The 23,804-nt window shown below is 67.9% G+C and carries 26 protein-coding genes and 3 pseudogenes; 14 read left to right on the plus strand and 15 right to left on the minus strand.

The window, feature by feature from the left end; all coding sequences use genetic code 11:
* Window positions 1-12: 12 nt before the first annotated feature.
* Window positions 13-180 (minus strand): annotated as a pseudogene (locus OG622_RS07530) (conjugal transfer protein TraA); the annotation flags it as partial.
* A 5-nt stretch (window positions 181-185) separates the two neighbouring features.
* A complete protein-coding gene (locus OG622_RS07535) occupies window positions 186-554 on the minus strand; it encodes a VOC family protein (RefSeq protein ID WP_371574227.1) in 369 nt (122 codons plus the stop codon).
* A gap of 63 nt (window positions 555-617) precedes the next feature.
* Between OG622_RS07535 and OG622_RS07540 the strand changes: the two genes are divergently transcribed.
* The gene (locus OG622_RS07540) at window positions 618-1,076 is read left to right on the plus strand and encodes a MarR family winged helix-turn-helix transcriptional regulator (protein ID WP_371574228.1); all 459 of its coding nucleotides are present in this window, start codon (window positions 618-620) and stop codon (window positions 1,074-1,076) included.
* 256 nt (window positions 1,077-1,332) lie between these two features.
* Here OG622_RS07540 and OG622_RS07545 read toward each other — a convergent pair.
* Window positions 1,333-1,428 (minus strand): annotated as a pseudogene (locus tag OG622_RS07545) (IS5/IS1182 family transposase); the annotation flags it as partial.
* A 13-nt stretch (window positions 1,429-1,441) separates the two neighbouring features.
* On the opposite strand from OG622_RS07545, the gene OG622_RS07550 reads away from it, so the two are divergent.
* The gene (locus OG622_RS07550; RefSeq protein ID WP_371574229.1) at window positions 1,442-1,684 is read left to right on the plus strand and encodes a hypothetical protein; all 243 of its coding nucleotides are present in this window, start codon (window positions 1,442-1,444) and stop codon (window positions 1,682-1,684) included.
* Between the two features lie 118 nt (window positions 1,685-1,802).
* Here the strand turns inward: OG622_RS07550 and OG622_RS07555 are convergent.
* Window positions 1,803-2,240 (minus strand): annotated as a pseudogene (locus OG622_RS07555) (CBS domain-containing protein); the annotation flags it as partial.
* On the opposite strand from OG622_RS07555, the gene OG622_RS07560 reads away from it, so the two are divergent.
* Entirely contained in the window at window positions 2,133-2,525 is a 393-nt protein-coding gene (locus OG622_RS07560; protein WP_371584469.1) for a hypothetical protein, read from the plus strand. The pseudogene OG622_RS07555 and the gene OG622_RS07560 sit on opposite strands and share 108 nt — an antisense overlap.
* Before the next feature lie 174 nt (window positions 2,526-2,699).
* Here the strand turns inward: OG622_RS07560 and OG622_RS07565 are convergent, their stop codons facing one another.
* The 4 genes from OG622_RS07565 to OG622_RS07580 all read right to left on the minus strand — a co-directional run bounded on the left by OG622_RS07565 (window position 2,700) and on the right by OG622_RS07580 (window position 4,985).
* Window positions 2,700-2,897, minus strand: coding sequence for a hypothetical protein (locus OG622_RS07565; protein WP_371574230.1), 198 nt, complete (start codon window positions 2,895-2,897; stop codon window positions 2,700-2,702).
* A gap of 411 nt (window positions 2,898-3,308) precedes the next feature.
* Window positions 3,309-3,782 (minus strand): hypothetical protein, encoded by a 474-nt coding sequence (locus OG622_RS07570; RefSeq protein WP_371574231.1) that lies wholly within the window; start codon window positions 3,780-3,782, stop codon window positions 3,309-3,311.
* Between the two features lie 126 nt (window positions 3,783-3,908).
* A complete protein-coding gene (locus tag OG622_RS07575; protein ID WP_371574233.1) occupies window positions 3,909-4,247 on the minus strand; it encodes a thioredoxin family protein in 339 nt (112 codons plus the stop codon).
* Between the two features lie 297 nt (window positions 4,248-4,544).
* A complete protein-coding gene (locus OG622_RS07580) occupies window positions 4,545-4,985 on the minus strand; it encodes a hypothetical protein (RefSeq protein WP_371574235.1) in 441 nt (146 codons plus the stop codon).
* Between the two features lie 691 nt (window positions 4,986-5,676).
* On the opposite strand from OG622_RS07580, the gene OG622_RS07585 reads away from it, so the two are divergent.
* Together OG622_RS07585 and OG622_RS07590 are read left to right on the plus strand one after the other, a co-directional pair.
* Window positions 5,677-6,615, plus strand: coding sequence for a serine protein kinase RIO (locus OG622_RS07585; RefSeq protein ID WP_371574237.1), 939 nt, complete (start codon window positions 5,677-5,679; stop codon window positions 6,613-6,615).
* 693 nt (window positions 6,616-7,308) lie between these two features.
* Complete coding sequence (locus OG622_RS07590; protein WP_371574238.1) at window positions 7,309-8,604, plus strand: wax ester/triacylglycerol synthase domain-containing protein; 1,296 nt, start codon at window positions 7,309-7,311, stop codon at window positions 8,602-8,604.
* A gap of 452 nt (window positions 8,605-9,056) precedes the next feature.
* Here OG622_RS07590 and OG622_RS07595 read toward each other — a convergent pair whose 3' ends face one another.
* Entirely contained in the window at window positions 9,057-10,310 is a 1,254-nt protein-coding gene (locus tag OG622_RS07595) for an aminotransferase class I/II-fold pyridoxal phosphate-dependent enzyme (RefSeq protein WP_371584027.1), read from the minus strand.
* Between the two features lie 172 nt (window positions 10,311-10,482).
* On the opposite strand from OG622_RS07595, the gene OG622_RS07600 reads away from it, so the two are divergent.
* The gene (locus OG622_RS07600) at window positions 10,483-10,701 is read left to right on the plus strand and encodes an acyl carrier protein (protein ID WP_371574240.1); all 219 of its coding nucleotides are present in this window, start codon (window positions 10,483-10,485) and stop codon (window positions 10,699-10,701) included.
* A complete protein-coding gene (locus tag OG622_RS07605) occupies window positions 10,698-11,918 on the plus strand; it encodes a beta-ketoacyl synthase (RefSeq protein WP_371574241.1) in 1,221 nt (406 codons plus the stop codon). The genes OG622_RS07600 and OG622_RS07605 overlap by 4 nt, the downstream gene beginning before the upstream one ends.
* Here the strand turns inward: OG622_RS07605 and OG622_RS07610 are convergent.
* Entirely contained in the window at window positions 11,847-12,479 is a 633-nt protein-coding gene (locus tag OG622_RS07610) for an SDR family NAD(P)-dependent oxidoreductase (RefSeq protein WP_371574243.1), read from the minus strand. The genes OG622_RS07605 and OG622_RS07610 overlap by 72 nt on opposite strands.
* A gap of 46 nt (window positions 12,480-12,525) precedes the next feature.
* A complete protein-coding gene (locus OG622_RS07615) occupies window positions 12,526-13,824 on the minus strand; it encodes a wax ester/triacylglycerol synthase domain-containing protein (protein ID WP_371574245.1) in 1,299 nt (432 codons plus the stop codon).
* Between the two features lie 442 nt (window positions 13,825-14,266).
* On the opposite strand from OG622_RS07615, the gene OG622_RS07620 reads away from it, so the two are divergent.
* From OG622_RS07620 to OG622_RS07635, 4 genes are read left to right on the plus strand one after another with little or no spacing between them, the layout of a single operon-like run.
* A complete protein-coding gene (locus tag OG622_RS07620; RefSeq protein WP_371574246.1) occupies window positions 14,267-15,607 on the plus strand; it encodes a cytochrome P450 in 1,341 nt (446 codons plus the stop codon).
* Window positions 15,604-16,500 carry an SDR family oxidoreductase gene (locus OG622_RS07625; protein WP_371574248.1) on the plus strand — a complete coding sequence of 299 codons (897 nt, stop codon included), beginning with the start codon at window positions 15,604-15,606 and terminating at the stop codon, window positions 16,498-16,500. Before OG622_RS07620 ends, OG622_RS07625 begins: the two co-directional genes overlap by 4 nt.
* A 4-nt stretch (window positions 16,501-16,504) precedes the next feature.
* Window positions 16,505-17,245, plus strand: a complete 741-nt coding sequence (locus tag OG622_RS07630; protein ID WP_371574249.1) for an SDR family NAD(P)-dependent oxidoreductase — start codon at window positions 16,505-16,507, stop codon at window positions 17,243-17,245.
* 11 nt (window positions 17,246-17,256) lie between these two features.
* Window positions 17,257-18,339 carry a 3-oxoacyl-ACP synthase III family protein gene (locus OG622_RS07635; protein ID WP_371574251.1) on the plus strand — a complete coding sequence of 361 codons (1,083 nt, stop codon included), beginning with the start codon at window positions 17,257-17,259 and terminating at the stop codon, window positions 18,337-18,339.
* A 138-nt stretch (window positions 18,340-18,477) separates the two neighbouring features.
* Here OG622_RS07635 and OG622_RS07640 read toward each other — a convergent pair whose 3' ends face one another.
* Both OG622_RS07640 and OG622_RS07645 read right to left on the minus strand, forming a co-directional pair.
* A complete protein-coding gene (locus OG622_RS07640; protein WP_371574253.1) occupies window positions 18,478-18,669 on the minus strand; it encodes a hypothetical protein in 192 nt (63 codons plus the stop codon).
* A gap of 188 nt (window positions 18,670-18,857) precedes the next feature.
* Window positions 18,858-18,980, minus strand: a complete 123-nt coding sequence (locus tag OG622_RS07645; protein WP_371574255.1) for a hypothetical protein — start codon at window positions 18,978-18,980, stop codon at window positions 18,858-18,860.
* 420 nt (window positions 18,981-19,400) lie between these two features.
* Here OG622_RS07645 and OG622_RS07650 point away from each other — a divergent pair, with 420 nt between their 5' ends.
* Window positions 19,401-20,672, plus strand: a complete 1,272-nt coding sequence (locus tag OG622_RS07650) for an IS256 family transposase (RefSeq protein ID WP_371583971.1) — start codon at window positions 19,401-19,403, stop codon at window positions 20,670-20,672.
* 149 nt (window positions 20,673-20,821) lie between these two features.
* Here the strand turns inward: OG622_RS07650 and OG622_RS07655 are convergent, their stop codons facing one another.
* Entirely contained in the window at window positions 20,822-21,583 is a 762-nt protein-coding gene (locus tag OG622_RS07655; protein ID WP_371574256.1) for a metallophosphoesterase, read from the minus strand.
* A 264-nt stretch (window positions 21,584-21,847) separates the two neighbouring features.
* The gene (locus OG622_RS07660; protein ID WP_371574258.1) at window positions 21,848-22,426 is read right to left on the minus strand and encodes a TetR/AcrR family transcriptional regulator; all 579 of its coding nucleotides are present in this window, start codon (window positions 22,424-22,426) and stop codon (window positions 21,848-21,850) included.
* Between the two features lie 90 nt (window positions 22,427-22,516).
* Here OG622_RS07660 and OG622_RS07665 point away from each other — a divergent pair, with 90 nt between their 5' ends.
* The gene (locus tag OG622_RS07665) at window positions 22,517-22,963 is read left to right on the plus strand and encodes an anthrone oxygenase family protein (RefSeq protein WP_371574260.1); all 447 of its coding nucleotides are present in this window, start codon (window positions 22,517-22,519) and stop codon (window positions 22,961-22,963) included.
* A 234-nt stretch (window positions 22,964-23,197) separates the two neighbouring features.
* Window positions 23,198-23,623 (plus strand): DUF4267 domain-containing protein, encoded by a 426-nt coding sequence (locus OG622_RS07670; RefSeq protein WP_371574261.1) that lies wholly within the window; start codon window positions 23,198-23,200, stop codon window positions 23,621-23,623.
* Window positions 23,624-23,804: the final 181 nt, after the last annotated feature.

Here is a 23,804-nt window from a genome sequence, read left to right on the forward strand (position 1 = left end):
CGGGTCTGCCGCCCGCACCGCTTGGGCGTCCTCGGTATCGCGCGGGTACAGGATGCGCAGGTCACCGGTCATCATGCGGCGGCTGACCGGGCGGGTGCAGTCGTCGACGACCGCCTGCACGATCTGTTCGTCCAGGCCGGGCTGGTGAGGTCGGCCGCGCAGGACGTAGGAGAGGTGGCGGCTTGTCAGGCGCGGTCGTGGAGAGTGACTTGGTAGCCGTCTGGGTCGGCAAAGGTGAATGTCCGGCCGAAGGGGCCGTCGATCGGTGCGGAGACGATGGTGTGACCGTCGGCGACGAGCGCGTCGTGGATGGCCTGGACGTCGGTGGCGTGGAGCCAGATCGCGGCACCGATGCCGGGCTGAGCGACGGATGCGAGGTCGGTGCCGGGAATGACGTCGCGGAGTGCGAACGCGATCGGCTTCGTCTCGAAGACGACGGCGTGCGGAGGTCCGACCTGCGAGCGGACGAGGCCGAGGTACTGCTCGTAGAACATCTGCGAAGCGTCGAGGTCGCGCGCCTGGAGCGAGATGAAGTCGGGGCCGGTGGCGGGCATGGTGATGCTCCTTCTCTTCGTGTCAGGTTACTGACACAGGCCAACGTATGTCAGAATCCTGACATGAGTCAAAAGGGTGTCGGAGTCGACCTGGACAAATCGCTGGGCTACCTGCTGAAAGAGGCTTCGAGCGCCCTGCGCGCAGCCATGGAGGAGGTACTGCGGCCACTCGGGATGAGCGTGACGCACTACTCCTGCCTCGAACTGCTGGCTCAACGGCCGGGCTTGTCGAACTCCGAGCTCGCGCGTGGCGCGTTCGTGACACGGCAGACGATGAACGTGCTGCTCCAGACCCTGGAACGAGAGGGCTACGTGACCAGGCCTGCGGAGGCGCCCGTAGGGAAGGTTCTTCCCGCGCGGCTCACGCCTCGCGGCCGACGGAGCCTGGAGAAGGCGACCGTAGCGGTTCGGTCCGTCGAGGTCAGAATGCTGGCCGACATGACCGAGACCGAGCAGTCAGCCGCGTTCCGGATCCTGCAGGGGATGGTTCATTCCCTGCGCGATGGCAACGACGGTGCATAGCTCGTTCCTCGGCGCACGTCTCACGCGCCCGGACAGGAGGGCAGGCGAGCAGGCGAGCATGGAAATCCGTGCAGGCGACCTCGAAAACCGACAGCCCCCGACTACACCCTCTTCTACGATGAGCCCTTTTCGGCTCCGTCGGGGGAAGGTTCCGCCTGCCGCCTCGTCCAGTTGGGAGCAGGTTTCTTGCCCGTGAGGCGCCGGGTCATCATGATGATGAGTGATGAGTGCCCAGTTCAGATGGGCTTCGGGAGTGCTGCGGAAGGCGTTCGTAGTCGCGTGCGTTCATGCGCCGGCCGATCGTGCACTCCACTTTCCAGCGGCGGGGCAGGACAACGAAGCCCTTTCTGGCGGCATGCGGCGTGGTGGCCGCCGCAACGCTGGTCGCCCTCGGCGACACATCCGAGACGGCGCAGGCTCAGGGCAGTTGCCAGGTCCGCGACCGCACCGAGACGTTCACCTGCAGTACCGGACACCCGAAGGACTTCACCGAACCCGGCGAGCGCGCTCCGGAGTCCGGGTTCGGCCATGTCATCGGCGACGGATACGTCATCGTCCAGTACCGGCCCCAGCTTCCCGCCGCCGATCTGGACGCCCACAGGTCATGACGGCGCGAACGCCGGAGTCGAATACCCGCGCACGACGGCGGGGCCGCAACGTCGAACGTCGTTGGACGTTGCGACCCCCGAGCCGGGCCCCAGGGCCAGAAGACTCGTTCGAAGCCAATCATGCGGGTGTTGGTCCGACGAGTTCGGACAGGACGTCTTCCATGGTGACGAAGCCGATCACGGTGCCCTTGTCACCGGTGACAGCGGCGAGATGGGTGCCGTTGGAGCGCATCGCGGTGAGGGCGTCGTCGAGCGGGGTGTCGATCTGCACGCGGGTCGCGGGTCGCGGGATGCAGGGCGGTGCGGGGGAAGGGCTTGCCCTTCGGATACGCCGATGGCGTCCTTGATGTGCAGGTAGCCCATGATCGTGCTCCCCGGGCCCAAGACGGGCATTCGGGAGTAGCCGGCGCCGGCGGCGGCCTTTTCCAGCTGGGCGGGGGGTGACGCGGTGGTCGACCGTGCTCATCCGGGCCAGCGGCACCAGGACCTCGCCGACCGGGCGGGTGCCGAGCTCCAGGGCGTCGCGCGGCCGTTCTCCGTCGGCGGGATCGAGCAGGCTGGAACCGCCCGCGCGGCACGTCGTCGTGGCGGCCGTCGTCGAGGTCAGTGCGTCGCCGTCGGCAACTCCTTCGATCACAGGTGGGAGATCCGCGTGGCATCGAGGACCAAGGCGTGGGCGCCCTGGTGCAGGAACTGTGCGGTGAGGGTGCGCAGGATGGTCGTGCTGCCACCGCCGGTGCCGGTGCCGACCAGGATGTGCGGTGCGTGGTCGACGTCGACAGCGATCGCCGTTCCGTCGGTGCTGATGCCGATCAGTGCGGCAGAGGCGGGCAGCGCCTGAAGCTGCTCACACAGGCCCCCGGGTCGGTGACGCGGAGCACCTTCGGGAGCGCGGTCGTGTTCGCCATGGTGCGGTGTTCCTTTTCCGTGCTGTGCCTGGTGAACCGGGTGTTCTCCAGGACGGGAGGGATCCTGTCGGCCAGAGCGGACAGGGCCGGTTCCCGGACGTCGCCGGTCAGTCCAGGTCGGTGGTGCCGGAGGCGGCGCGGGGCCGGTTGCGTGCCCAGCGTTTGAGGTCGCCGACGCGGTAGAGGAGCTCTGCGCCCCGCTTGCTGGCGAAGGCGGGGAGGCTCGGGTCGTGGGCGCGGACGTAACGCAGGGCGGCGAGGGTGATCTCCGGCAGGTGATGTTCGTGGGCCTCGCGCAGCCCCACCGCCTGGTCGTCGTCGACCGCGGCCGGGTTCGCCGGCGACGACGCAGCCGGGATGGTGTCGGCCGGGGCCTGGGCGGCGGGGAGAGTGGCGTGTGCGGGTGTCTCCGGGCCGGTGGGCGGGGTCGACGGCGTTGTCGTCCACGGTGGTGGTGGGCAGGCGGTCAGTGCCTTCTGGGGCAGTACGGGGGCGGGTTGGGCTGGGGACGGCGGCGCCCTTCTTCGCGGTGGTGGTGGCCGGGCCGGTGGTGGCCCACTCGCGGGCTTCGGCGTCGGTGAAGAACAGCACGTGCGTCTCGCGGACGGTGCCGCCGATGACGACCTGGGCGCGGCCGACGTGCTTCGTGGACTTCGGCGCTTCCCCAACCCGGTCGTCGCCGAGTCACTGATAAACCGACTGATCAACGCCAGCCATCAGCCGATCTCCGCATGGGCTGCTTCGAGGAACGCGATCTGAGGTCCTTTCACATGGTCATGCAGGGAGACCTCAGTGTGTTCGTACTCGCGCCACAGGACCTGGTCCACGGCGGTCCCGTAGTCCCAAGCGCGGCGATAGAACTCCGCAGGGAAGACGACCGCGATCATCCGCTCGCACATCCAGAGCTGGTCGATCACGCCCTGCGCGGCCGCACGCCACTCGGCTGTCGCGCCGGCGTCCCGGTCCGGGGCGTTCTCCCGCTCTTCAGCGAGGCGTATGCCCTGTTGCGTGAGGCTGATGAACTCGCGCAACAACTCAAGCCGTTCCGTCCGGCGAGTTTCCGCCAGTTGAGCCGTCTGGCGCCTGTCCTCGCTACGGCTGGCCTGCCGACCGGCGGTGAGCTGGGCCAGATACGAGAATCCACCCCCGAGCGCGACACCAAGCAGTGAAGTCCATACCTGCGTCTCCATAACAGACACTGAACCAAACAGCCGCGCCGGTCAGGTCAGCACCTGGGGAATTACGGGCTCTGTCGACACCGGGACCTACACGGCTTGCGTGACGGGCGTCGCGGCCGCAGTGCCGCGGCGGGCCGCTCAGAGGTGGCCGTCCAGAAGCTCCCGTACCTCGGCGATGGTCATAGGTCCTGTGCCGTGCGCCACCGCCTCGCCCTCCTTCAGAAGGACGTAGGACGGGGCTCCGGTGATCCCGTATCGCTCGGTTGCGGCCGGACAACGCGTGATGTCGGTGCGGACGGCCGTCAGGCGGCCCGTGTAGTCGTCGGCGATGCCACCCACGACGAGGTCCATCACCCGGCAGGGCTCGATTGCCTTGGGCCATGTCCCGATGAAGTATGCGAGGACCGGAACTCCGCTCATCCCGAGGATGAAATCGAACTCCGCGTCCTCACGGGGTTGATGAAACCGCTTCGCCATGGAAGCTCCCGACCTTGCGTTCCGTCATTCGATCCCCATCATCCCCCGCGCGGTGCGGCAGGCCGGCCCGGTCGGTCGTCCGGCTGACCTATCGGTAGGCAGGCACGGGGCCGTCGCGGAACCACGGTGGTCCCCGGCGCGAGCGGGCACAGCCCCGCCCCTGGTGACCCGGCGCCCGGCCGACCCGCCGGTCACCCAGCCGCAGCCCGCCACGCGCCGGTGGGTCAGCTCGTGCCAGGACAGGTCGATGTGGACCGACGGTTCAGCTCGACGCGAGTGTGCGCTGGTGATTGCACATCAGCGGCGGCCTGTGGCCAGGATGACGAGGAACTGGCCGCCGCCCGCCTCAATGCCGGCGGTCACCGGCAGCCCCGGTACCAGGCGGGAGAACCGGTCCACCAGCCACTCCGCCGCCTCTTGGGCGTCCTGCCTGGTCGGACAACGGCCCACCACCTCGCGGCCCCCCTTGCGCTCCAGCCTCTCGGCAACGGCGATCAGTGGCGCGGGTTCGAGCACGTACAGACGGTCCGGCCAGGCAATGACCACCTTGACCGCGCCCTTGCGGGTGTTGCACCCACGGTGCGCGAGCCGCTCGGCGACCTTGGCCTTCCGGTCCGCGGTCCGACTGTCAACGCTGGGCCCCAGCGGGTCGTTTACCGACTTGTTGGGGTCGACCGGTCCGTCGCACACCCAGCACCGCCAGCCGTCGCGCTCAGCCACATCATCGAGGAGACTCACCCGAGCAAACTAGCCTGCCCAACCGCCACCCCGCGCACCAGGGCCTCGGCAACCAGGCGAGCCGTGACTCATGACGTTCCTGAACAACGTGAGAATGATCAAGAATCTCCGGCCACCACCCGACTTCGTCGACCTCCGGGTGAAGGTCACCGCTCCCCGGGACCTGTGGCGTGCCCGGGCCCAGGTCAGCAGGCACCGGTAACCCGCCCGAGGGCTTCGGGGTCGGTCGGCGTCAGCACCTGCGTCTGGCGGACGACGGCGCCGCCCTGTACGACGTGGACGCGGCCTCAGTTCGGCACCCGCGGTCCTTGGGGGCCAGCTAGGGTCGCTTCGGCCGCTGCACACATCTCAGCAAGCCGTTGACCTGCGATAACACTCTTCAGCTCCTCAGCGACTGTTTGTCTGCCGAGTAGTTCCTCGGTTCCGGTCAGCAACGACCCGGTCAACGTCAGCCCGAGCAGGGCCGGGACGAGCCCGGTCCGGAGGATCACACCGGAAACCTACGGCGCCGCTCGGGCCGCTCGACGCGGGCCGGCTTTATTCGGTTGCCGCTCCCGGTGTCCGCCCCTCACCATGGGCGCGACACCGGGAGCGGCCCGGTGCTCCACGAGAGGAGGCACGACCGTGACCACGACTGTCCTCGGCCTGCCCGCAGACCGCCTCTGTCTCACCTCATGGAGCACCTTCAGCGATGTCTCACGACGATCTCTCGCAGCACTCTCAGCACCCGGCATTTCCTGACGACTTCAGCACCGCCGCCTACCACTACGTCCCGCCGCCGGACGACCTGGGCGACGTCGATGACCGGTTCGTCTTCGACTTCCGTTCCTACGACGACCTCGATGACGGCCAGCGCTGGTCGACCTGGCTCAGCGTCGAACCCCTCTGCCGAGGCCCCGAGCCGCTCCCGGACTGGGTGGTGACCTCGCAGGGCGCGATCGATACCGAGCTCGGCGTCCTCAAGACCGGCAAGGAGGCCGACGTCCACCTCGTCGAGCGCGCCGACCCGCTCGCCCCCGCCGCCGGCGTGGTCATGGCGGCCAAGCGGTACCGCTCTCCCGAGCACCGGACCTTCCACCGCTCCGCGTCCTACACCGAGGGCCGCTCGATGAAGCGCTCACGTGACGAGCGGGCCCTCAAGCGGAAGAGCACCTTCGGCCGGCAGGTCGCGGCCGGCGAGTGGGCGGTGTCCGAGTGGGCTGCGCTGGTGCGGCTCTGGGGCCTCGGGCTGCCGGTTCCCTACCCGGTCCAGATCGACGGCACCGAGATCCTGATGGAGTGGATCACCGTCGTCGACGAGGACGGCGCCGTCGAGACCGCGCCCCGGCTCGCCCAGACTCGACCCTCACCCGAGCTGCTGGCGGCGTACTTCGAGCAGCTCACCGATGCGCTCGCGACGATGGTGCAGCACGGCCTCGTGCACGGCGACCTCTCGGCGTACAACATCCTGGCGGCGGGCGAGCGGCTGGTCATCATCGACCTGCCGCAGATCGTCGACCTGGTCGGCAACCTCAACGGGATGGGCTTCCTCCAGCGCGACTGCGCCAACATCTGCGGCTGGTTCCGCTCGCGGGGCCTCGATGTCGACGAGCACGCGCTGTTCGCGGAGCTGATGGCGCACGCCTTCTGAACCTTGCGGCTGGCGCTGGGTTGCGCTCGTGAGACGCAGCCGCGGGCGGGTGGTCCGGGTCGAGTCGCCGGCCGGCCTCTACCGCCGGGTCGCGGCCCACGAACCGGACCTCCATCCTGGACGAGTACAAGCCCTACTTGCACCAGCGTTGGCGCGAGGGCCGTCATGACATCCCCCAGCTCCACCACGAGGTACGCGAGTTGGGGTTCACCGGAGACATCCAGAGAGTCCGCCGCCACTTCCGCCCCTTCAAGAAAGCACCGGTGTCCGGGCGGGCGACCAGGAGGTACCCGGCCGGGATGGATGGAGCCTCGCGCAGCCGGCTGAGGGTGGTCCTCGTGCCACAGTTCATCGGAGTTCACGGCTCTGGCACCACTGCCCGCGCACTGGCCTGTCGCGGTCAACCTGCTGGCAGGAAACTTGCTGGGGGTGTGGGCCTGACTGCTCCTGGGCGGTGTGTATGCGCAGCTCCACCCTCTACAAGGTGCTGGCGGCGTGGATGGTGCTCATGACCGTGGCCCTGCTGGTCACAGGCACGAAGCAGCCAGCTCCGGTAGGCGAGTTGGGGACTGTCTCCGTGCGTCGGGGATCTGTAGCCGGATCGTGTCCTTTACTCCGCGCGGTCGGTTAGCCCTGCGTAATGCCGTCGCGGGGGTGTTGCCGTACACCGTCGCCCCTTCGTTTGGTGGACCAGTGATCCAACGCCCGAATGCTGTCGACGGCTGTTTCATCAGGCACGAGCAAGAGCTGAGCGATTTTCGCCCCACCTTCGGTATGGTCCTGCATGCCCAGGGCCGCGCTCCGGAACTGAGCCGGGTGCAGGAGCAGATCGCGTCTCGCATCGAGCGGATGCCGACGCTGGCGTGCACGGTGGCCAGACGCGAGCGCCGGACAGTGTGGCAAGCCGACCCGGCCTTCGATCCGTACGACCATGTCCACGAGGTCAGGACGCCGGATGGCCCCACCGCCCTGGAGGAGGCCGTGCAGGCGCTCCTCGGCGCCCCTCTGGATGAGCAGTCGCCGCGCTGGGGAGTGTGGCTTATTCACGGCTATTGCGACAGTGAGTACGTTCTGTTCTACCGTGCTCACCATGCCGCGCAGGACGGGCAGGCGATGGTGGACGCGCTGCGAGCCCTGTTCGGTACGGAGCCGCCTGCCTCCCCCGCACGGGCGGCCGTCGCTGTACCGGACGCAGGCCGGTTCTGGTGGCAGCGGATCCCAGTGCAAGCCGTCGCCTGGATTCTGACCGATGCGATGAAGAGCCTGCGGCCTTCCCTGCGCTCCTCGATGCAGCGGCCCCTGAGCGGCGAGACCCGGGTCGTATCGGCAGCCGTGCCCGAGTCATGGCTGCGAAATACCGGCCGGGCGCTGGGAGCAAGCTCGAATGACGTCTGCCTGGCCGCCCTCGCGGAGGCGGTACGCAGCCGAATGCCTGAGAGCCGGCTGGCGCCCCGGCAGCGGGGACGCGAACTGTATGCCTATCTGCCCATCTCGGTGCGCAGGCCGGAGGAGCGGTTCACGGTGGGCAACAGACTCGCGGCCGTCCGGATCCCCTTGTCGTTCTGGGAGGAGTCCGCGACCACTCGTGTCGCGGCCATCTCTCGTGCGACTCGCCCGGTCAAAACTGAGGGCATGCGGCGTGCGTTGCGGGCACAGATGAGCCTTCCGGAGTGGCTCGTCTACCGGATTTTTCGGCGTGCCGCTGCCAAGGCTGCGGGATGCCTCATCACGTCCGGTCTGGTTCACCTTCCAGAGCTGCTGGCGATGGGGGACGACCCGATCGAGACGGTGGTTCCGGCCGCGTTCCCGTACAAGGACCTCTTCGAGATGGCGTTCGTCGCCTACAAAGGCCAGGTCGCCGCCAGTGTCGCCTTCGACCGCGCCGAGGAAGAGGTCGGCAGCCTTGTCGCCCTGTGGGCGGACGCAGTGGAGCGCCTGCACGACGACGTTGGCTTCGATGAGTCTGAGTCGACACGGGCGATCGTGTAATCCCCATGACTCCATTCCGTACGCCCCGACACGCACCCACCACTACGGAACGGCCTTGGGAACAGGCCGAAGTGCGAACTGCGGCTGCCGTCTCCCACAGCGCGTGAGGGCGCGCAGCGCTCGGTCCGTTTGGACATTCAATACCGCCCTCCAGCTTGCGCAGTTGACCTGCATCGAGCTTGCAGCGGGCGCCGCCGGGGCCTTTGGAGACCAGGGCCCGCCACCCGCCCGGGGCCAGCGGTTCGCCGACATACGCGTCGCTCTGAATTGCCGGGCCACCTCCCGGTCACCGGCCCCGGTCTCGATCAGATCAGCGGCCGCCAACCGGACCCGCTCACGCCGAACTCGCTCCTCGGCGTTCAGCCCTCCGCCATCGGGATACTCATCCCTCCTGCATGGCGCAGCCCACGGCAACCGTCACGACCCCGAGTAACCCGAACACATGAAGATCTCTAGCCCGCGGCCGCGCGGGTGGTCGGGAGCGTGGCCGGACGTACGATCCGTACGGGGGCGGGCCCTTCATGCAAGGTTCCAGGGATGAGGCCTTCCCTTCGCCCCACTTCCTTGAAGGCGGCCAGCAAACGTGCCAGTTGCTCGTCCGTGTGCCCGGCTGTCAGCGTGATGCGCAGCACCTCGCGACCGGCCCGGACGCCCGGATATGTCATGGGAGCGGTGAACACTCCAGCCCTGCACAGTTCCCGCCACATGCGCAGGCACCGCTCCCGTCCCCGGACGAGGACGGGCACGACGGGGGTGACGGATGCACCGGTGTCATAACCGAGCGCCCGCAGACCGTTGTGCAGTTGCTCGGCGAGATCCAGGACCCTCGCACGGCGCTGCGGTTCTGCCTGGAGGATGTCCAGTGCGGCCAGCGCGGCGGCGACGTTGGCGGGTGAGGCGGCCGCGGTGAACATCGACGTACGGGCGTGGAACCGTAGGTACCGGATGACTTCCGTCGGCCCGGCGATGACGCCGCCCACGGAGGCGAGGCTTTTGGACAGGGCACTGGTGACGAGCAGGGGCCGCAGTCCGAAGTGGTCCGCCACTCCGGCGCCGTTGGGTCCGAGCACTCCTAGGTCGTGTGAGCTGTCCACGACGACGTGCGCACCGTGGGCGTCGGCCAGTTTCATCATTTCGGGGAGTACGCAGATGTCGCCCTCGACGGAGAAAATACCGTCGGTGAGGATCATTTTTCCGGCTTCTGAAGCGGCGGACGCGAGCAGTTCCTTAAGGTGTGCCACGTCACTGTGCAGGAACTTTCGCTCCTTGGCTTCACCCAAACGAATTACCTCGTCCAACGAGGCGTGGTTGGAAAGGTCGCTGAAGACGTAGTCGCCGTCCTGTAGCAGCGGAGCCAGCATCAGATTGGCCTGATACCCGGAGGGAAGGACCGCGGCGGCCTCCTGCCCCAGGAACTGAGCCAGCCGGTTCTCCAGTTCCTCGTGCAGTCGTAGTGAGCCGCTCACGGCTCGTGATCCGCCCAACGAGGTACCGAAGCGCCGCACCGCCCTGACAGCGGCCTCCCGAACCCGGGCGTCGGCGGAGAGGCCGAGATAGTCGTGAGACGCCGCCATGATGACCCGGGCGCCTTCGAATTCCACCTCAGTGCCGTCGAAGGTCTCGCTGATTGCCCGGTAGTAGCAGTCCCCTCCAGCGTCCCGTCGATGTTCCGCTGTCCATGCCCGGCACTTCTCCAGCACGTCCATGCGCACGCCTTCCAGGGTTCCTCCGTGCCCGCGCAACCGGCGGACCTCCGCACCCGACGCAATATGCCATCTCGATACGTCCACAGGTCAATTCACACCTGCAGAAGATCTCTGCCGAGCCGTGTGCTGGTAGGTTGAAGCTCTTCTTTGTCATTCTCGGCCGGAGAGAAACATGTCTTTCGATGAACTGAAAAATATTATGATCTCTATTGGGATTTCCGAACCGGATATCCAGTTGGATGCCACGCGGGAGGACGTGGGGCTCGACTCCATTGCCGTGGTCGAACTGGCCCTGGTTCTGCGCCGCGAGAAGGGACTGGAGGTGACAGAGGAGGAGATCAAGGCCGCCGGTACGGTCGCGGACGTTGCTGCTCTCGTGGCGGCGCGGTGACCTTCCGCAGGATCGTCCAGGACGTGTCCGTCACAGGCCTTGGCATGCTGACTCCGGCTGGTGATGGCTGGCGCACCGGCTGGGAACGGGTCCGCGACGGACAGCCGACGGCGGTACTGGGGCCACTGACGCCAGTTCCCCATCTGGCGTGTGTGGTCGATTTCGACTCTGCCCGACTGGGTCCGGCCCGGTCCCGCAAGCCCGACCGCTGCACACAGTTGGCGCTGCTCGCTGCCCGTGAGGCGCTGAGCGATGCCGGACTGGAGCCGGCCCGCTGGAACGGGGCTCGCGTCGCGGTGGTCATGGGATCCAGCTACGGTGGGATCGAGATGCTGGAGTCCGAACACCGTGCGCTGCTGGAGAAGGGCTCAAAGGCCGTATCCCCCTATGCGGTGCCGACGTCCTTGAGCAACTCGGTGTCTGCCCAGTTGAGCATCGAGTTCGCGGCCATGGGCCCGAGCCTTACGGTCAACACCGCCTGCGCCTCCGGGGCGACTGCCATCGGCACGGCGCTCGATCTGCTGGCGCTGGGCCGTTGTGACATTGTTCTGGCGGGTGGCGCGGAGGCCGCGATCACACCCTTCAACATCGTCGGCCTGGAGCGGATTGGCGCACTGTCGCACCATTTCGAAGACCCTGCCAGAGCTGTGCGCCCTTTCGATGTCGGTCGGGACGGCTTGGTCATCGGCGAGGGCGCCGGAGTTCTGGTCCTGGAGCGCACGGCCGACGCGCGGGCCCGCGGGGCAAAGGTGAGGGGCCGCATCAAAGGCTTTGGCGCCTCCTCGGACGCCTATCACGTGGTGAAGCCTGGACTGAACGGGGCTGGGCTCACGTCAGCGGTCCGCGAGGCCCTGGCCCGCGCCGGCGTCTTGCCGGAGGACGTCTCGTACATCAATGCCCACGGCACGGGAACACAGGTGGGCGACAGGGTGGAAGCGGCCGTGCTGGCTGAACTGTTCCCTCATCGGCCGCCGGTGTCCTCCACAAAGGCGGTGACGGGGCATCTGATGGGCGCGGCAGGCGCGGTGGAAGCTGTCCTGACCGTGCTGGCGGTCGAGCAGGGGCTCGTCCCACCCACCGCCAACCTCGAAAATCTCGATCCGGCTGTGGCTCTCGACATCCCCACCAAGTGCCGGGAGGAACGCCTACAGGTGGCGCTCTCCGTCTCCGCCGGCTTCGGCGGCCAGAACGCCGTGCTCGCCATCGCTCCCGCCTGACTTCACCGCCCCGTGGTGGAGGACGGTGAAGTCGTCGGCCGAACCAGGCAGGGTCAGCAGCGGCGGCGAAGGAGCGATGCCGGCGCGTTCGTGAAAGCGTGAGGTGGTGTGTCCCAGCACCAGGGCGGTCACCGTGACCGGCGAGGTGCGCAGGCGCCGGGAGTACGCCAGTGACTCGGTCGGTGCCAGGCCGAAGGCTTTCGACGCACCGTAGGTCGTGCCCTGCCAGACGGGTCCCGTGGCCCACCGACGAGATGTTGAGGATCCGCCCGTTCCGCGGCCCAACATCGCTGGCAGGGCGGCGTGCAGCAGACTGGTGGGTGCGACGACGTTGAGCGTCAGCATGCGTTGCTCGTCGGCCCATGAGGTGTACTCGAAGGACCTGCCCAGGCCCGCGCCGGCGTTGTTGACCAGGATGTTGTGTCGCGCGCCGCATGGGCCACACGTTCGAGGTCGGCTTCCACGGTCAGATCGGCACGCGCCGATACCGTAACTTGCGCCTGTGCCCAGGCGCTTGGCATGTCTGCCTCCCTCGTACCGCAACCGGATTGCGGACTTCACCTGCGGCAGTGCCTGGTTGTGTGTGCATCACTGCGGGCCGGGGGCATCACGGCTGGGGCGCCGACGTCCGGATCGGCTCTTCAGTGCTGACGACGGTCTCGTGCCACAGGCGCTCCACGGCGTCCGCCCACAGGGCGGCGAGGTTGCCCCTGTCGTCCAGAGCGCGGTCGACGGTGACGCTGGCCACGACTTTGTCCCCGTAGGAGAGGAACGCCACTCCGAAGAGGTGTTCCCCGTACAGGAACTGCGTCGCTACTACCGTCTCGACCGGGTCCGTGCCCATCGCCAGCCGCCCGGTAAGGCGCATCAGGCCGGACGCTTCGAGGCCGTTCCTTGCCTGGGCGCTGTGCCGGACGAAGCGGTACACAAGCCATTCCGGAAGTCTCAGCTGCGCCCGCAGTACTTGCCGCATGCCGTCGGTTTTGGCCGGGCCGGTCGCACGGGCGATGGCTGCTACGCGAGCGGCCGGAGAGTCTTCCCAGAACGACAAAGGGATGCGGACTGCCGAGACCCTGTTGCCCACCATGAAGCGTTCCTCGGGCTCGCGCAGACCGACAGGAAGACTCACGTGCAGTTCGCGACCACGCTGGTCGTCCTCGATCCAGCTTTCCGGAACCCAGCTGCGCAGCGCCTGCGCCAGGGCTGCCAGGCAGACGTCGTTGCCTCCGGCCCCCAGTGCCCGCCCTGTCTCGCGGAGCCACGATGAGGGCACAACAGCCGACTGGAGCCGTGGCCGGCCGGTCAGAGCGCGTTGCGGCGACCACCTCATCGTGGGACGCAGATCCTTCACCGTGTCGTTGAGGGTCCGGGTGATGGCACGCGCCGGGATCCGGCGCCACCAGGAACGGCCCTGTGCCCGCCCGGCGGCAAGGCCCACTGGGGCGGGCGACTCGGTACCGAAGAGCGCCGTCAGAGCGTCCAGTGCCGCCTGCCCGTCCTGGGCGGCGTGGTGAGCTCGGTAGAACAGCGCGTACTCACGGTCGCAGTATCCGTGGATGAGCCAGACCCCCCAACGCGGCGACTGCTCGGGCAGCGGGGCACTCAGGAGCGCGTCCACAGTCTCGTCGAGCGACGTGGGCCCTTCAGGAGTACGAATTTCATGCACATGGTCGTGCGGGTCGAAGGACGGGTCACACGCCCATACCGTCCGGCGCCCGCGCTTGGTGATCCTCCACGCCAGTGCCGGCATCCGCTCGATGCGGCCGGCGATCTGCTCCCTCACCCGTTCTACCTGCGGCGCGGATCCCGACGCATGCAAAACCATTCCTACGTAAGGCCGGAAACCAGGCTGCCTTCGCTCGTGAGTGAGGAAGCAGCCGTCAAGCGTATTCGGGCGTTGGATCACATGGTCACCAAAGGCAGGGCGAAGGCGTGCGACCGGGCCCCCGCGTGCGTGTATGTCTCCCAGGTCTACGCGGGCCTAACCACTCGCCCAAGGAAAAGGTCACGTCCACACCTGCTTGCCTCCGGTGGCCTCGGCATGTGGCCAAGCCGCGGCAACCCTGGCCCGCTGCCTCGTGCGTGTGAGGTCAGGCCGGGGAGCGTGACGTCCCCGACGAGACCGCGTTGATCAAAGGGGCATGTTCTTCCACCACTTGTGATGAAGCCACGCCGATACCACAGCGCCCTCGTCCACACGGGCTATCGGCACAAGTCGACCGAGCACACGCCGCCACTTCGGCCCGTGCCTGAGCGGAAGGACTGTTATGCGACGGGATACCGACCGCGTGCCCACGCGACTCGGCGCCGTACAAGAGACGACGGGAGCCGTGTCACCGTCCTACACAATGGCGGCCCTTCCAGGAGCACTGCCCCTCCTCGGACACGCACCACTGTTCGCCCGGAAGCCGCTCGACTTCCTGGCGTCACTTTCCGCTCATGGCGACCTTGTGCGTCTCAAGCTGGGCACGGAGACCGCGTACGCGGTATGCCACCCCACCCTGGTCCACCAACTCCTGGTCGCGGACCGCACATTCGACAAAGGCGGCCCGATCTACGACAAGCTCCGGGAGTTCGGTGGTAACGGCCTGGGGACCTGCCCCGCCGCAGCACACCGCTCGCAGCGCCGGCGGATCCAGCCTGCCTTCCACCGCGACCGGATGCCAGGTCACGCCCTGGTGATGGCCCAGGAGATCGCCGCGCTCACCTCACCGTGGCAGAACGGCCAGTTCCTCGACGTGCCCGCTGCGATGCATCAGCTCACTACTGCGGTCACCGTCCGGTGTCTGTTCGACGCCGACACCGACAGGTCCGGCTTTCCCACCGTGCAGTCGAGCATCGACGCCCTCGCCACCGGCGTCACCCGGCGTCTGATGTGGCCGGTGCCATTGATTCACCGCCTCCCCACGCCCGCCAATCGCCGCTACGAGCGGGCCCGACTTCATCTGCGTCAGATCACGGACGCCCTGATCTCCGACTTCCGGTCCGCGCGGGCGGGAGTCGGCGAGAATCTGATGTCCGTCCTGACAGCCCCCGACGCGAACGGGGTGTACTTGAGCGATGCCGAAGTACACGACCAGGTCATTTCCTTCCTTCTGGCCGGGGTGGAGAGTGCCGCTAATGCGCTGTCCTGGGCCTGGCACCTGATCGGTACGCATCCTGGCGTCCAGACGCGGCTTCACACCGAAGTCGACACCGTTCTTGCCGACCGTCCTGCCGGACTCACCGATCTGGAGTCCCTCGAACTGACCGGCCGGATCGTCACCGAAACTCTGCGCCTGTTTCCGCCGGACTCACTGGCCACCCGGAGCACCTCCACCGACACGGTCCTCGGCGGACACCCGCTCCCAGCCGGCACGACCGTCATCTACAGCCCTTACCAGCTCCACCGTCGCGGCGATCTCTATCCCGACCCTGACCGCTTCGACCCCGATCGCTGGCAGGACATCGGCAAACCTCCGCCCGGCACCTGGGTGCCCTTTGGGGGAGGTCCCCGCAAATGCATCGCCGACACCTTCTCCCGCATTCTGACGACACTCACACTCGCCACCGTCGCAACCCGCTGGCAACTACGCCCCGCCCCGGGCCAAACCGTTCGCCCTGCCCGCCAAGTGGTTGTGGCACCCCACACACTCTCCATGCGACTGCACCGACGCCGGACCGACACGCACCAGGGAACCGCGACGTGACACCAACCGTGACGAAGGAAACCCGTGGCTCAACTCGACCAGGCGTCCCGACCGGGGCGGAGCCGTCGTCGAGCGTTGACAACCGCGACCACCTCAGCCCCGGCAGGCGGGAAATGGGCAGGCAGACCGTTTCTGTGATCACCGGAGCCTCCCGGGGCATCGGCCGTGCCGTGGGGCTGCTGCTCGGCCGGACCGGGGGGACGGTTGTCGTCAACTACCGCAGAGACACAGCTGCCGCAGAGAACACTGTGCGGGACATCGCCGCCTGTGGAGGGCACGCCGTCGCCGTGCAGGCAGACATCGGCACCGAGACAGGCATCCGGGAACTCTTCGCGGTGGCTGAATCCTATGGACGCCTGGATCACTTCGTCTCCAACGCCGCAGGATCCCCACTGCGCGAGGCGACCGAGGTGGCCTCACACCACCTGCGGCTGAGTCACGAGATGAACACCGGCGCCTTCGTGCGGGGTTCTCAGGAAGCCGCTCGTCTGATGACCGAGGGCGGCGCCATCGTCGTACTCACGTCAGTGGGCAGCACCCAGGCATTGCCTGGTTATGCCCTGATGGGAGCAGAAAAAGCCTCGCTTGAAGCATGGACGCGGTACCTGGCATGCGAGCTGGCGCCTCGGCGAGTGACCGTGAACGCGGTGCGTGGCGGCCTGGTGAGGACGGACGCGCTGGATACGTACTCTGTCGCGACGGGTGTGGATCACGCCGACATGGTGCGCAGCATCCCCCTGGGGAGACTGGGCACGGCCGGTGAGATAGCTCAGCTCGTGGCCTTCCTTCTGTCGCCGGCGGCTGCGTACATCACGGGTCAGGTGGTGGTGGCCGATGGAGGCATGAGCGTGGCCTCGCCCTTCCCCGGACGTTTCAGCGACGCCGATGGATGACGTAGTGCTGGTGCCCGGAGGCACAGGCGGGCTGGGACTGGCCGTTGCGCAGAAGGTGCTGGACAGCGGCCGTGCCGTGGTGCTGTTCGCCCGTGATGCCGACGCTGGGCAGCGCGCCGCCCAGCGGCTTGGCCCCAAGGCAGTGTTCACCCCGGGTGACGTCACGGACGAGGCGGCGGTCAAACGCGCGGTCGACGCTGCCGTCGGCCTCGGTCGACTGTGCGCCACGGTCAACTGCGCCGGCGGAGGACGGGCCATGCGAACGGTGGGACGTCAGCGCCCGTGCCCCCTCCCTGATTTCGCAGGGGTCATCGAGACTCATCTGACCGGCAGCTTCAACGTCGTCCGGCTGGCCGCCCAGCGGATGACGACCAATGAGCTCGTAGCCGGCGAACGCGGCGTCCTGGTCAACGTGTCCTCGATCGCGGCATTCGACGGGCAGGCAGGACAGAGCGCTTACGCGGCGGCGAAGGCCGGAATCGTCGGCATGACGTTGCCGCTTGCCAGAGAGCTTGCTCCGTGGTCGATCCGGTGCGTGACGCTGGCCCCCGGCCTGTTCGAGACCGAGCAGACCCGGATCCTGCCCGACGCAGTCAGGGAAAGCCTGCGCAGCACCACCGTGTACCCGCATCGGTTCGGCGATCCCGGCGAGTTCGCCGCCCTGGTGGTCCACGTACTCGACAACCCGATGATCAACGGAGCGGTCCTGCGACTGGACGGCGCCGTGCGCATGCCCCCACGTTGAAGGAGCAAACCATGACCCCCCACCTCCCCACCGGCGTGGGTATCCGCAGCGTCGGAGGTTACCTCCCCAAGGAAACCCTGGACAACGCGGAGCTGGAAGGACTCCTCGACACCACTGCCGCATGGATCGAAGAACGCCTCGGCATCTATCAGCGCCATATCGCCGCACCTCACCAGCAAGCGTCTGACCTCGGCCTGGAAGCCCTGCACGACGCCCTGACCGTCGCAGGTCTTCCCCTGACGGCGGTGGATCTCCTGCTCTGCGGAACCGCCACCCCGGACCATATGTTCCCGGCCACTGCCGCAGCCATCGCCCACAAAGCCGGCCTGAACGGCGTCCCTTGCCTCGACGTCAACAGTGGCGGCTGTGCCGGCGGGGTGTTCGCCCTGGACGTCGGTGCCCGCTATGTCGCCTCAGGGCAGTACGGGTGCGTGGCAGTGGTCCTCACCGATGTCGTGACCCGGGTCTGCGCCACGGACGACCGCACCACACGGGCCATTTTCGGGGACGGCGCCGCCTGTTACCTTCTGCAGCCCTGTAAAGCCGGGCGAGGGATCGGAACCACGCTCCTGAGGACGATGCCGGAGTGGTTCCACACCGCTCATGTCCGACGCATTCCCAGCCAGGACCCGCACGCCAACGCCTTCAGCGGGGGCAACGTACTTGTCATGAATGGTCCCGAGGTACGGGACTTCGCACTTGACGTCGTTCCCCGCTTCATTCACGAGATCGCCGCCGCCGACGGCATCGACGTGCACATGGCCGACTTCATCGCGCTCCACCAAGCCAACCCGCGGCTGATCCCGAAGATCCTCCAACGCGTCGGGGTGCCAACCGACAAAACGCTGGTGACGGCTGCCTCGATGGGCAACACCTCAGGGGCCAGCGTGCCACTGGTGCTCTGGGAGGCCCTGAAGCAGGAACGGATCCGCCGCGGCAGCATTGTCCTGGCCGTAGCCTTCGGCTCAGGCCTCAGCATGGGCGGGACCGTCATCCGCTGGTGCGGAGAAAAGGACTTCCTTCCCACCCAGCAGAAAACCTTCCCTGCCGCACCAACCCGGTTCCGAGACACGGAAGGACGGGGAACGCCCTAGCGGAGTAGTCGCCAGGCCGTAGCCCGGACAGGGTGGTGAAGATTGACGCGTCTGCCGGACGGGATCGGCTGGGTCAACTGCTGGACGCCCTGGCAGACGTGGGGAACACCGCGCGCCTGGAGGCGCGCGGCCGGGCCGTCAACGGGGCCACCGCACCGCAGCTGTCCTGGTGGGCCCGTCGGCGCGCCGTCTCGACGCATCGACAGCGACCGTCTGGGCGAAGCCACCGGTGACCGGCAGGGCTGCCACGCGGTCACCGGCACGGAATCCGGCACCGTCGGTACGGACCGTTCCGGACATCTCCCAGCCGGGGACGAACGCAGCCTGCATCCGTACCTCCCGGCCCCAAGGACCACCTCGAGACCACTACGTGATTGCACAACTGCCAACCGCATCTACTGTTGACCATGTCGGTGATCAGGGTGGCGTTGTCACTACGGACCTTGAGCGTGGGTGGGCCGGACGACGAAGGCCGATGCGGCGGCTGGTCGTCTGCTCGTCCGCCGGGTTCACGGCCGTTACCGGATCGAGGATCCGATGGAGACGCCGCCGTCCACGTCGAGGACGATGCCGGTGATGTAGCCGACGGCTTCGCCGGCAGCGGGCGGCGACAGCCGGACCGGGTAAGGCTGACCGCTCACGGGCATGCCAGACCTGGACGACCTCGTACAGCCCGGCGAGGGAGAACGAACGCGACGGCATCAGCTACACCGACATGGCCCCTCACCTCGAGGTCAAGCCGGAACGCGTCACCGGCATCGCCCGCGGACACAGCCGCTCACCGTGTAAGAACGGGACCGCTGCGCCGTCGGAGCCCGAGGACTTGCAGCAGGCCGCGCCGGGGCGCGGCGCAAGTAGCCGATACCTCCCACGCGGAAAACACCTCTGCCGACACACAGTTCGTCGAGCATCGCGTTCATGGGGGAGTGTCATGAATTAGGTGTGATCCTTCCCGAAGGAGTCATCTGATGAATGCGACGACAGGTCACCTGATTGAGGCCGTAGACCGCGTGTCGCTTGCCGTGGCCGACGGCAGTGTCCAGGGTGCCGACGTGAAGTCGATGCCGGTGTCTGAGAACGGTCTGTCCAGCGAATTGCTGGAGGAGCTGGCCGCGCTCGCGGCCGAGAAGGTCCATGGCGGCGAAGGGCTGCGGCTGATGGGCGAGGGCGGGCTGCTGCCCGAACTGGCCCAGCATCTGATGCAGGCCGCCCTGGAGGCCGAGATGGACGAGCACCTCGCCGCCGAGGCCGGCCGGGTCGGCGGGCGCGGGTCCCGCTCGGGCGGCAACATGCGCAACGGCTACCGGGCCAAGAAGGTCATGACGGAGGTCGGCGCCGTGACGGTGCAGGTCCCCAGAGACAGGCTGGGCACCTTCCGGCCCCGGCTGCTGCCCGTGCACGCCCGCCGCACCGGCGCGCTGGACGACCTGGTGCTCTCACTGACCGCGAAGGGCCTGACCTCCGGCGAGATCGTCTCCCACCTCGCCCAGACGTACGGGATGACGACCACGAAGGAGACCATCTCCACGATCACCGACAAGGCCCTGGAATCGATGGCGGAATGGCGCACCCGCCCGCTCGATCCGGTCTACCCTGTCGTCTTCATCGACGCCGTGCACGTCAAGATCAGGGACGGTCACGTCGCCAACCGGCCGGTCTACGTGGCCGTCGCGGTCACCGCGGACGGCTACCGCGAGATCCTCGGACTGTGGGCCGGCAACGGCGGCGAGGGCGCCAAGTACTGGCAGACCATCCTGACCGAGATCAAGAACAGAGGCGTCCGCGACGTGCTCATGCTGGTCTGCGACGGGCTGAGCGCCCTGCCCGACGCGGTGAACACCGTCTGGCCCCAGACCGTCGTGCAGACCTGCGTGGTCCACCTCATCCGCGCCAGCCTGCGCTACGCATCGCGCCGCGACTGGGCCGAGGTCGCCCGCGACCTCAAGCCCGTCTACACCGCCGTCAACGAGGAAGAGGCCCGGCAACGGCTCGCGGACTTCGACGCCACGTGGGGCAAGCGCTACCCCTCGATCGCCGGCACCTGGCAGCGGGCCTGGAGCGAGTTCGTACCCTTCCTCGGCCTGCCCGACGCCATCCGCCAGGTCGTCTACACCACCAACGCCATCGAGTCCCTCAACGCCCGCTACCGGCGCGCGGCCCAGGCCTGCGGGCACTTCCCCAACGAGCAGGCCGCCCTCAAACGCCTCTACCTCGCCACCCTCGCCCTCGACCCCACCGGCCGCGGCCGCCAGCGCTGGAACAACCGCTGGAAGTCCGCCCTCAACGAGTTCGACGTCCTCTTCGACGGCCGCCTTACCGCCGGACGAGTGTAGGCCGAACAGCCCACCCACCAACTCGTAGGCCAAACAGACGAATCACACCTAATTCCTGATAGACCCGTTCATGGATGTCGTACTGGTATGAGTCGTTGATCGAGTAGTCGGAATTCCGGGGTGGGCGGCCTTTGGCGGGGCGCGCGATGTCACGGTGCGTGGCTGCGGCCGTCCCGAGGGGCGAAGGCTTCGAGAGCGTCTGCGTCGGTTGCTCGCGTGTGGAGGAAGTAGTCGGCCCACTCGGCGATTTCGGGGTAGGAGGAGTCCTGGGTGACCTGGGTGACAGCCGCCTCGATGTCGAAGGTCGTGGAGCGCAGTTCGATGCCGGGGCCCAGGAGTGCCCAGTGGGCGCCGGCCCGTCCGTAGGGCATGCCGATGCTGCCGGGGTTGATGACGAGTCGGCCGTGGGCGAGGCGGACGAACGGCATGTGTGTGTGCCCGCAGACCACCGTGCGAATGTCGGTGTCGAGCCCGCTGAGGACTTCTCGCCAGCGGTCGAGGCGTGAGTCGACCAGGACGACCTCTTCATCGTCCCGGGGAGTGGCGTGGCAGAACAGCACCTTCCCCAGGCCGTGTACTGGCAGCGAGAGTGATTGCGGCAGCCGGCCGAGAAGGTCGATGTGGTCTTCGCGTAGTTGTTCGGCGGCCCAGGGAGCGATCGGATCGGGGATCGAGTCGCGTTGGCCGCGCCGGTATTCGAGGAGTTCGCGGTCGGCGTTGCCGCTGATCCAGACGACGCGGTCGCCGAGAGAGGTCAGCCGGTCGAGGACCTGGGTCGGTTGCGGGCCGGCGGTGATGTCGCCGGTGAGCACGATGCGATCGGCGGCGCTCACCTCTGGTTCGGCGAGCACGGCCTCCAGGGCCGGCAGGACTCCGTGAATGTCGGAAAGGACGGCTACTCGGTTCAGCATGGTCACCACTGTGGGATGAGGTCCCCTTGGAGGAGGGGCCGTTCGCCTGACGCGTAGCTCTTGAAAGGCTCGTATCGGGTCGTGATCAATGAGCATCGCAGCTTCCGGGGCGGGCACCCGCCCCGGGTACGGGGCCCGGCGATCTGCGGCTGTGCCATGTGGGCGCGAGTGACCAAAAGCGATGCCGCAGGCAGGCAGCCGGGCGCTCGGGGCTGCCGGCTGCGGCTCCGAGAACCCCGGCTGCGTGCCCGCCGGGACGGCGTGTCAGACCATGGCGAGCCGGTCCACCAGGAGCTCCACCCTCTGCTCGGTGTCCTTCGGCGGCAGTCGTCCGGCCCGGGTCAGGGTGGCCAGGCCGTGCAGGGCGGCCCAGTACGTCTCCGTGAACAGCCCCGGGTCGACGCCGTCCCCTGCGACCTCGCCGAGGCTCTCCAGCAGCGCGGCGAAGGCGTCCTTGAGAGGTGCCGGGGTGTCCTCGTGCGCGAACGCCAGGCCGCCGTCGAGCTGGAAGATGGCGTCGTAGACCGCCGGGTTGCGCTCGGCGAAGTCGAGGTAGGCGCGAGCGAGGGCGTACACCCGCTCGCGCGGGCCGTCTGCGGCGGCGGTCGCGGCGCGCACGGCGGCGGCCAGCTCGGTGGCGCCCTCCAGGGCGACGGCGCCGATGATCTCCCGTTTGCCTCGGAAGTGGCTGTAGAGGACGGGCTGGCTGTACTCGATGCGCTCGGCGAGCCGGCGCGTGGTGACCGCGTCCCAGCCCTGCCGCTCGGCGAGTTCGCGGGCCGTCGCCACGATGAGGCGCTCGCGGGCCGCCCGTTCCCGCTCCTTGCGTTCCTGTACCGACATGATTCGATCCTATCACTGCTAGACAATCGAGCGGCAGCAGTACTAGCGTTGCCTCATCAGCTAGCAACGCTATATCCCAGAGGGGTCGTCATGCTCAACGCACTCGAGGTCGTCACCACCGTGGTCGTCGGCGTGATGGTGGGGGTGGAGTTCTCCGTCGCCTTCGTCATGAACCCGATCCTCAACGCACTCCCGGAGGACAGCGGCCAACTCGGCCACGCCCACGGGGGCCGGATGCTCGGCGCCGTGATGCCGGTCTGGTACATCGGCTCGCTCGTCCTCGTCGCGGTCTGGGCCATCGCCGGATGGCACCAGCACGGCGCCGGCCTCGTCGTCACCGCCGGCGCGCTGCTGCTCCTCAGCGTGGTCATGTCGCTGCTGCTGCTCGTCCCGATCAACAACCGGAACAAGACGTGGACCCCCGAGAACCGGCCCGCGGACTGGAAGGAGCAGATGCGCCGCTGGGAACGCTTCCACTACGTCCGCGTCGCCGTCATCATCGCCGCCTTCACCCTGCTCGTCGCCGCCCTCGTCTGAGCCCACGGGCCGGCCCCCGCCCCGACGGCGCACGAACCCCGCTCCCCGGGCGGCAGCGGGCCACCGAACTCCCGACATCCGGGAATGCAGCTGCCGCTCAGATCCCACAACTGCGATCCCGACAAACTGCACCCCCTCGATCAGCCGCGTCCGCGCGGCCTGGTCAGGCCCCACGCGACTCAGCAAGCTCCACGAAGCTCACCAAGCCGGCGAAGACTCGCAAGGAGAAGAACAATGTCGCTGAAGAAGATCAACACCGTCCTGGTCGCCGCGTTCGTCCTCTTCATCCTCTGGTTCGGGGTGGAGTTCATCCTGAGCCCGGAGACGACGGCGCCGGGCTTCGGCCTGCCGAGCCGGCCGTCCGGCGACGGCGACGGCTTCCTGATCATCAAGGGGATCCGCGACGTCGTCCTGGCCCTGGTCCTGGGCATCCTGCTGGTGACGGGCCACCGCCGGGCGCTGGGCTGGGTGCTGCTGGTGGAGGCCCTCGCCGCGTACGGCGACATGACCACCGTGCTGGCCCACCACGGCTCCGTGGCCACCGCGCTCGGCGTCCACGGCCTGACCGCGACGCTGATGGTGGTCAACGGCCTGCTGATAATGCGAGAGACCCGCAAGGCCGCGACCGCTCCGGCAACGCCCGCCACGCAACCCGCCTGACGTCACCTCGGCGCGTGTCGGTATTCGCCTGTCAGTGCCCGCCGGGAAGGCGATATGGCGGAGCCGACCACCGCGTCGAAGGGCCGAACTCGTCCTGGACCTCGCCCTCGCTTTCCACTATGCAGCCCGCGATATCCATGACCAGGCAGACGTCACGATCACCTGGCTACGCGAGAACACC

This window comes from Streptomyces sp. NBC_01314 (assembly GCF_041435215.1).
In the GTDB taxonomy this organism is placed as follows: Bacteria; Actinomycetota; Actinomycetes; order Streptomycetales; family Streptomycetaceae; genus Streptomyces.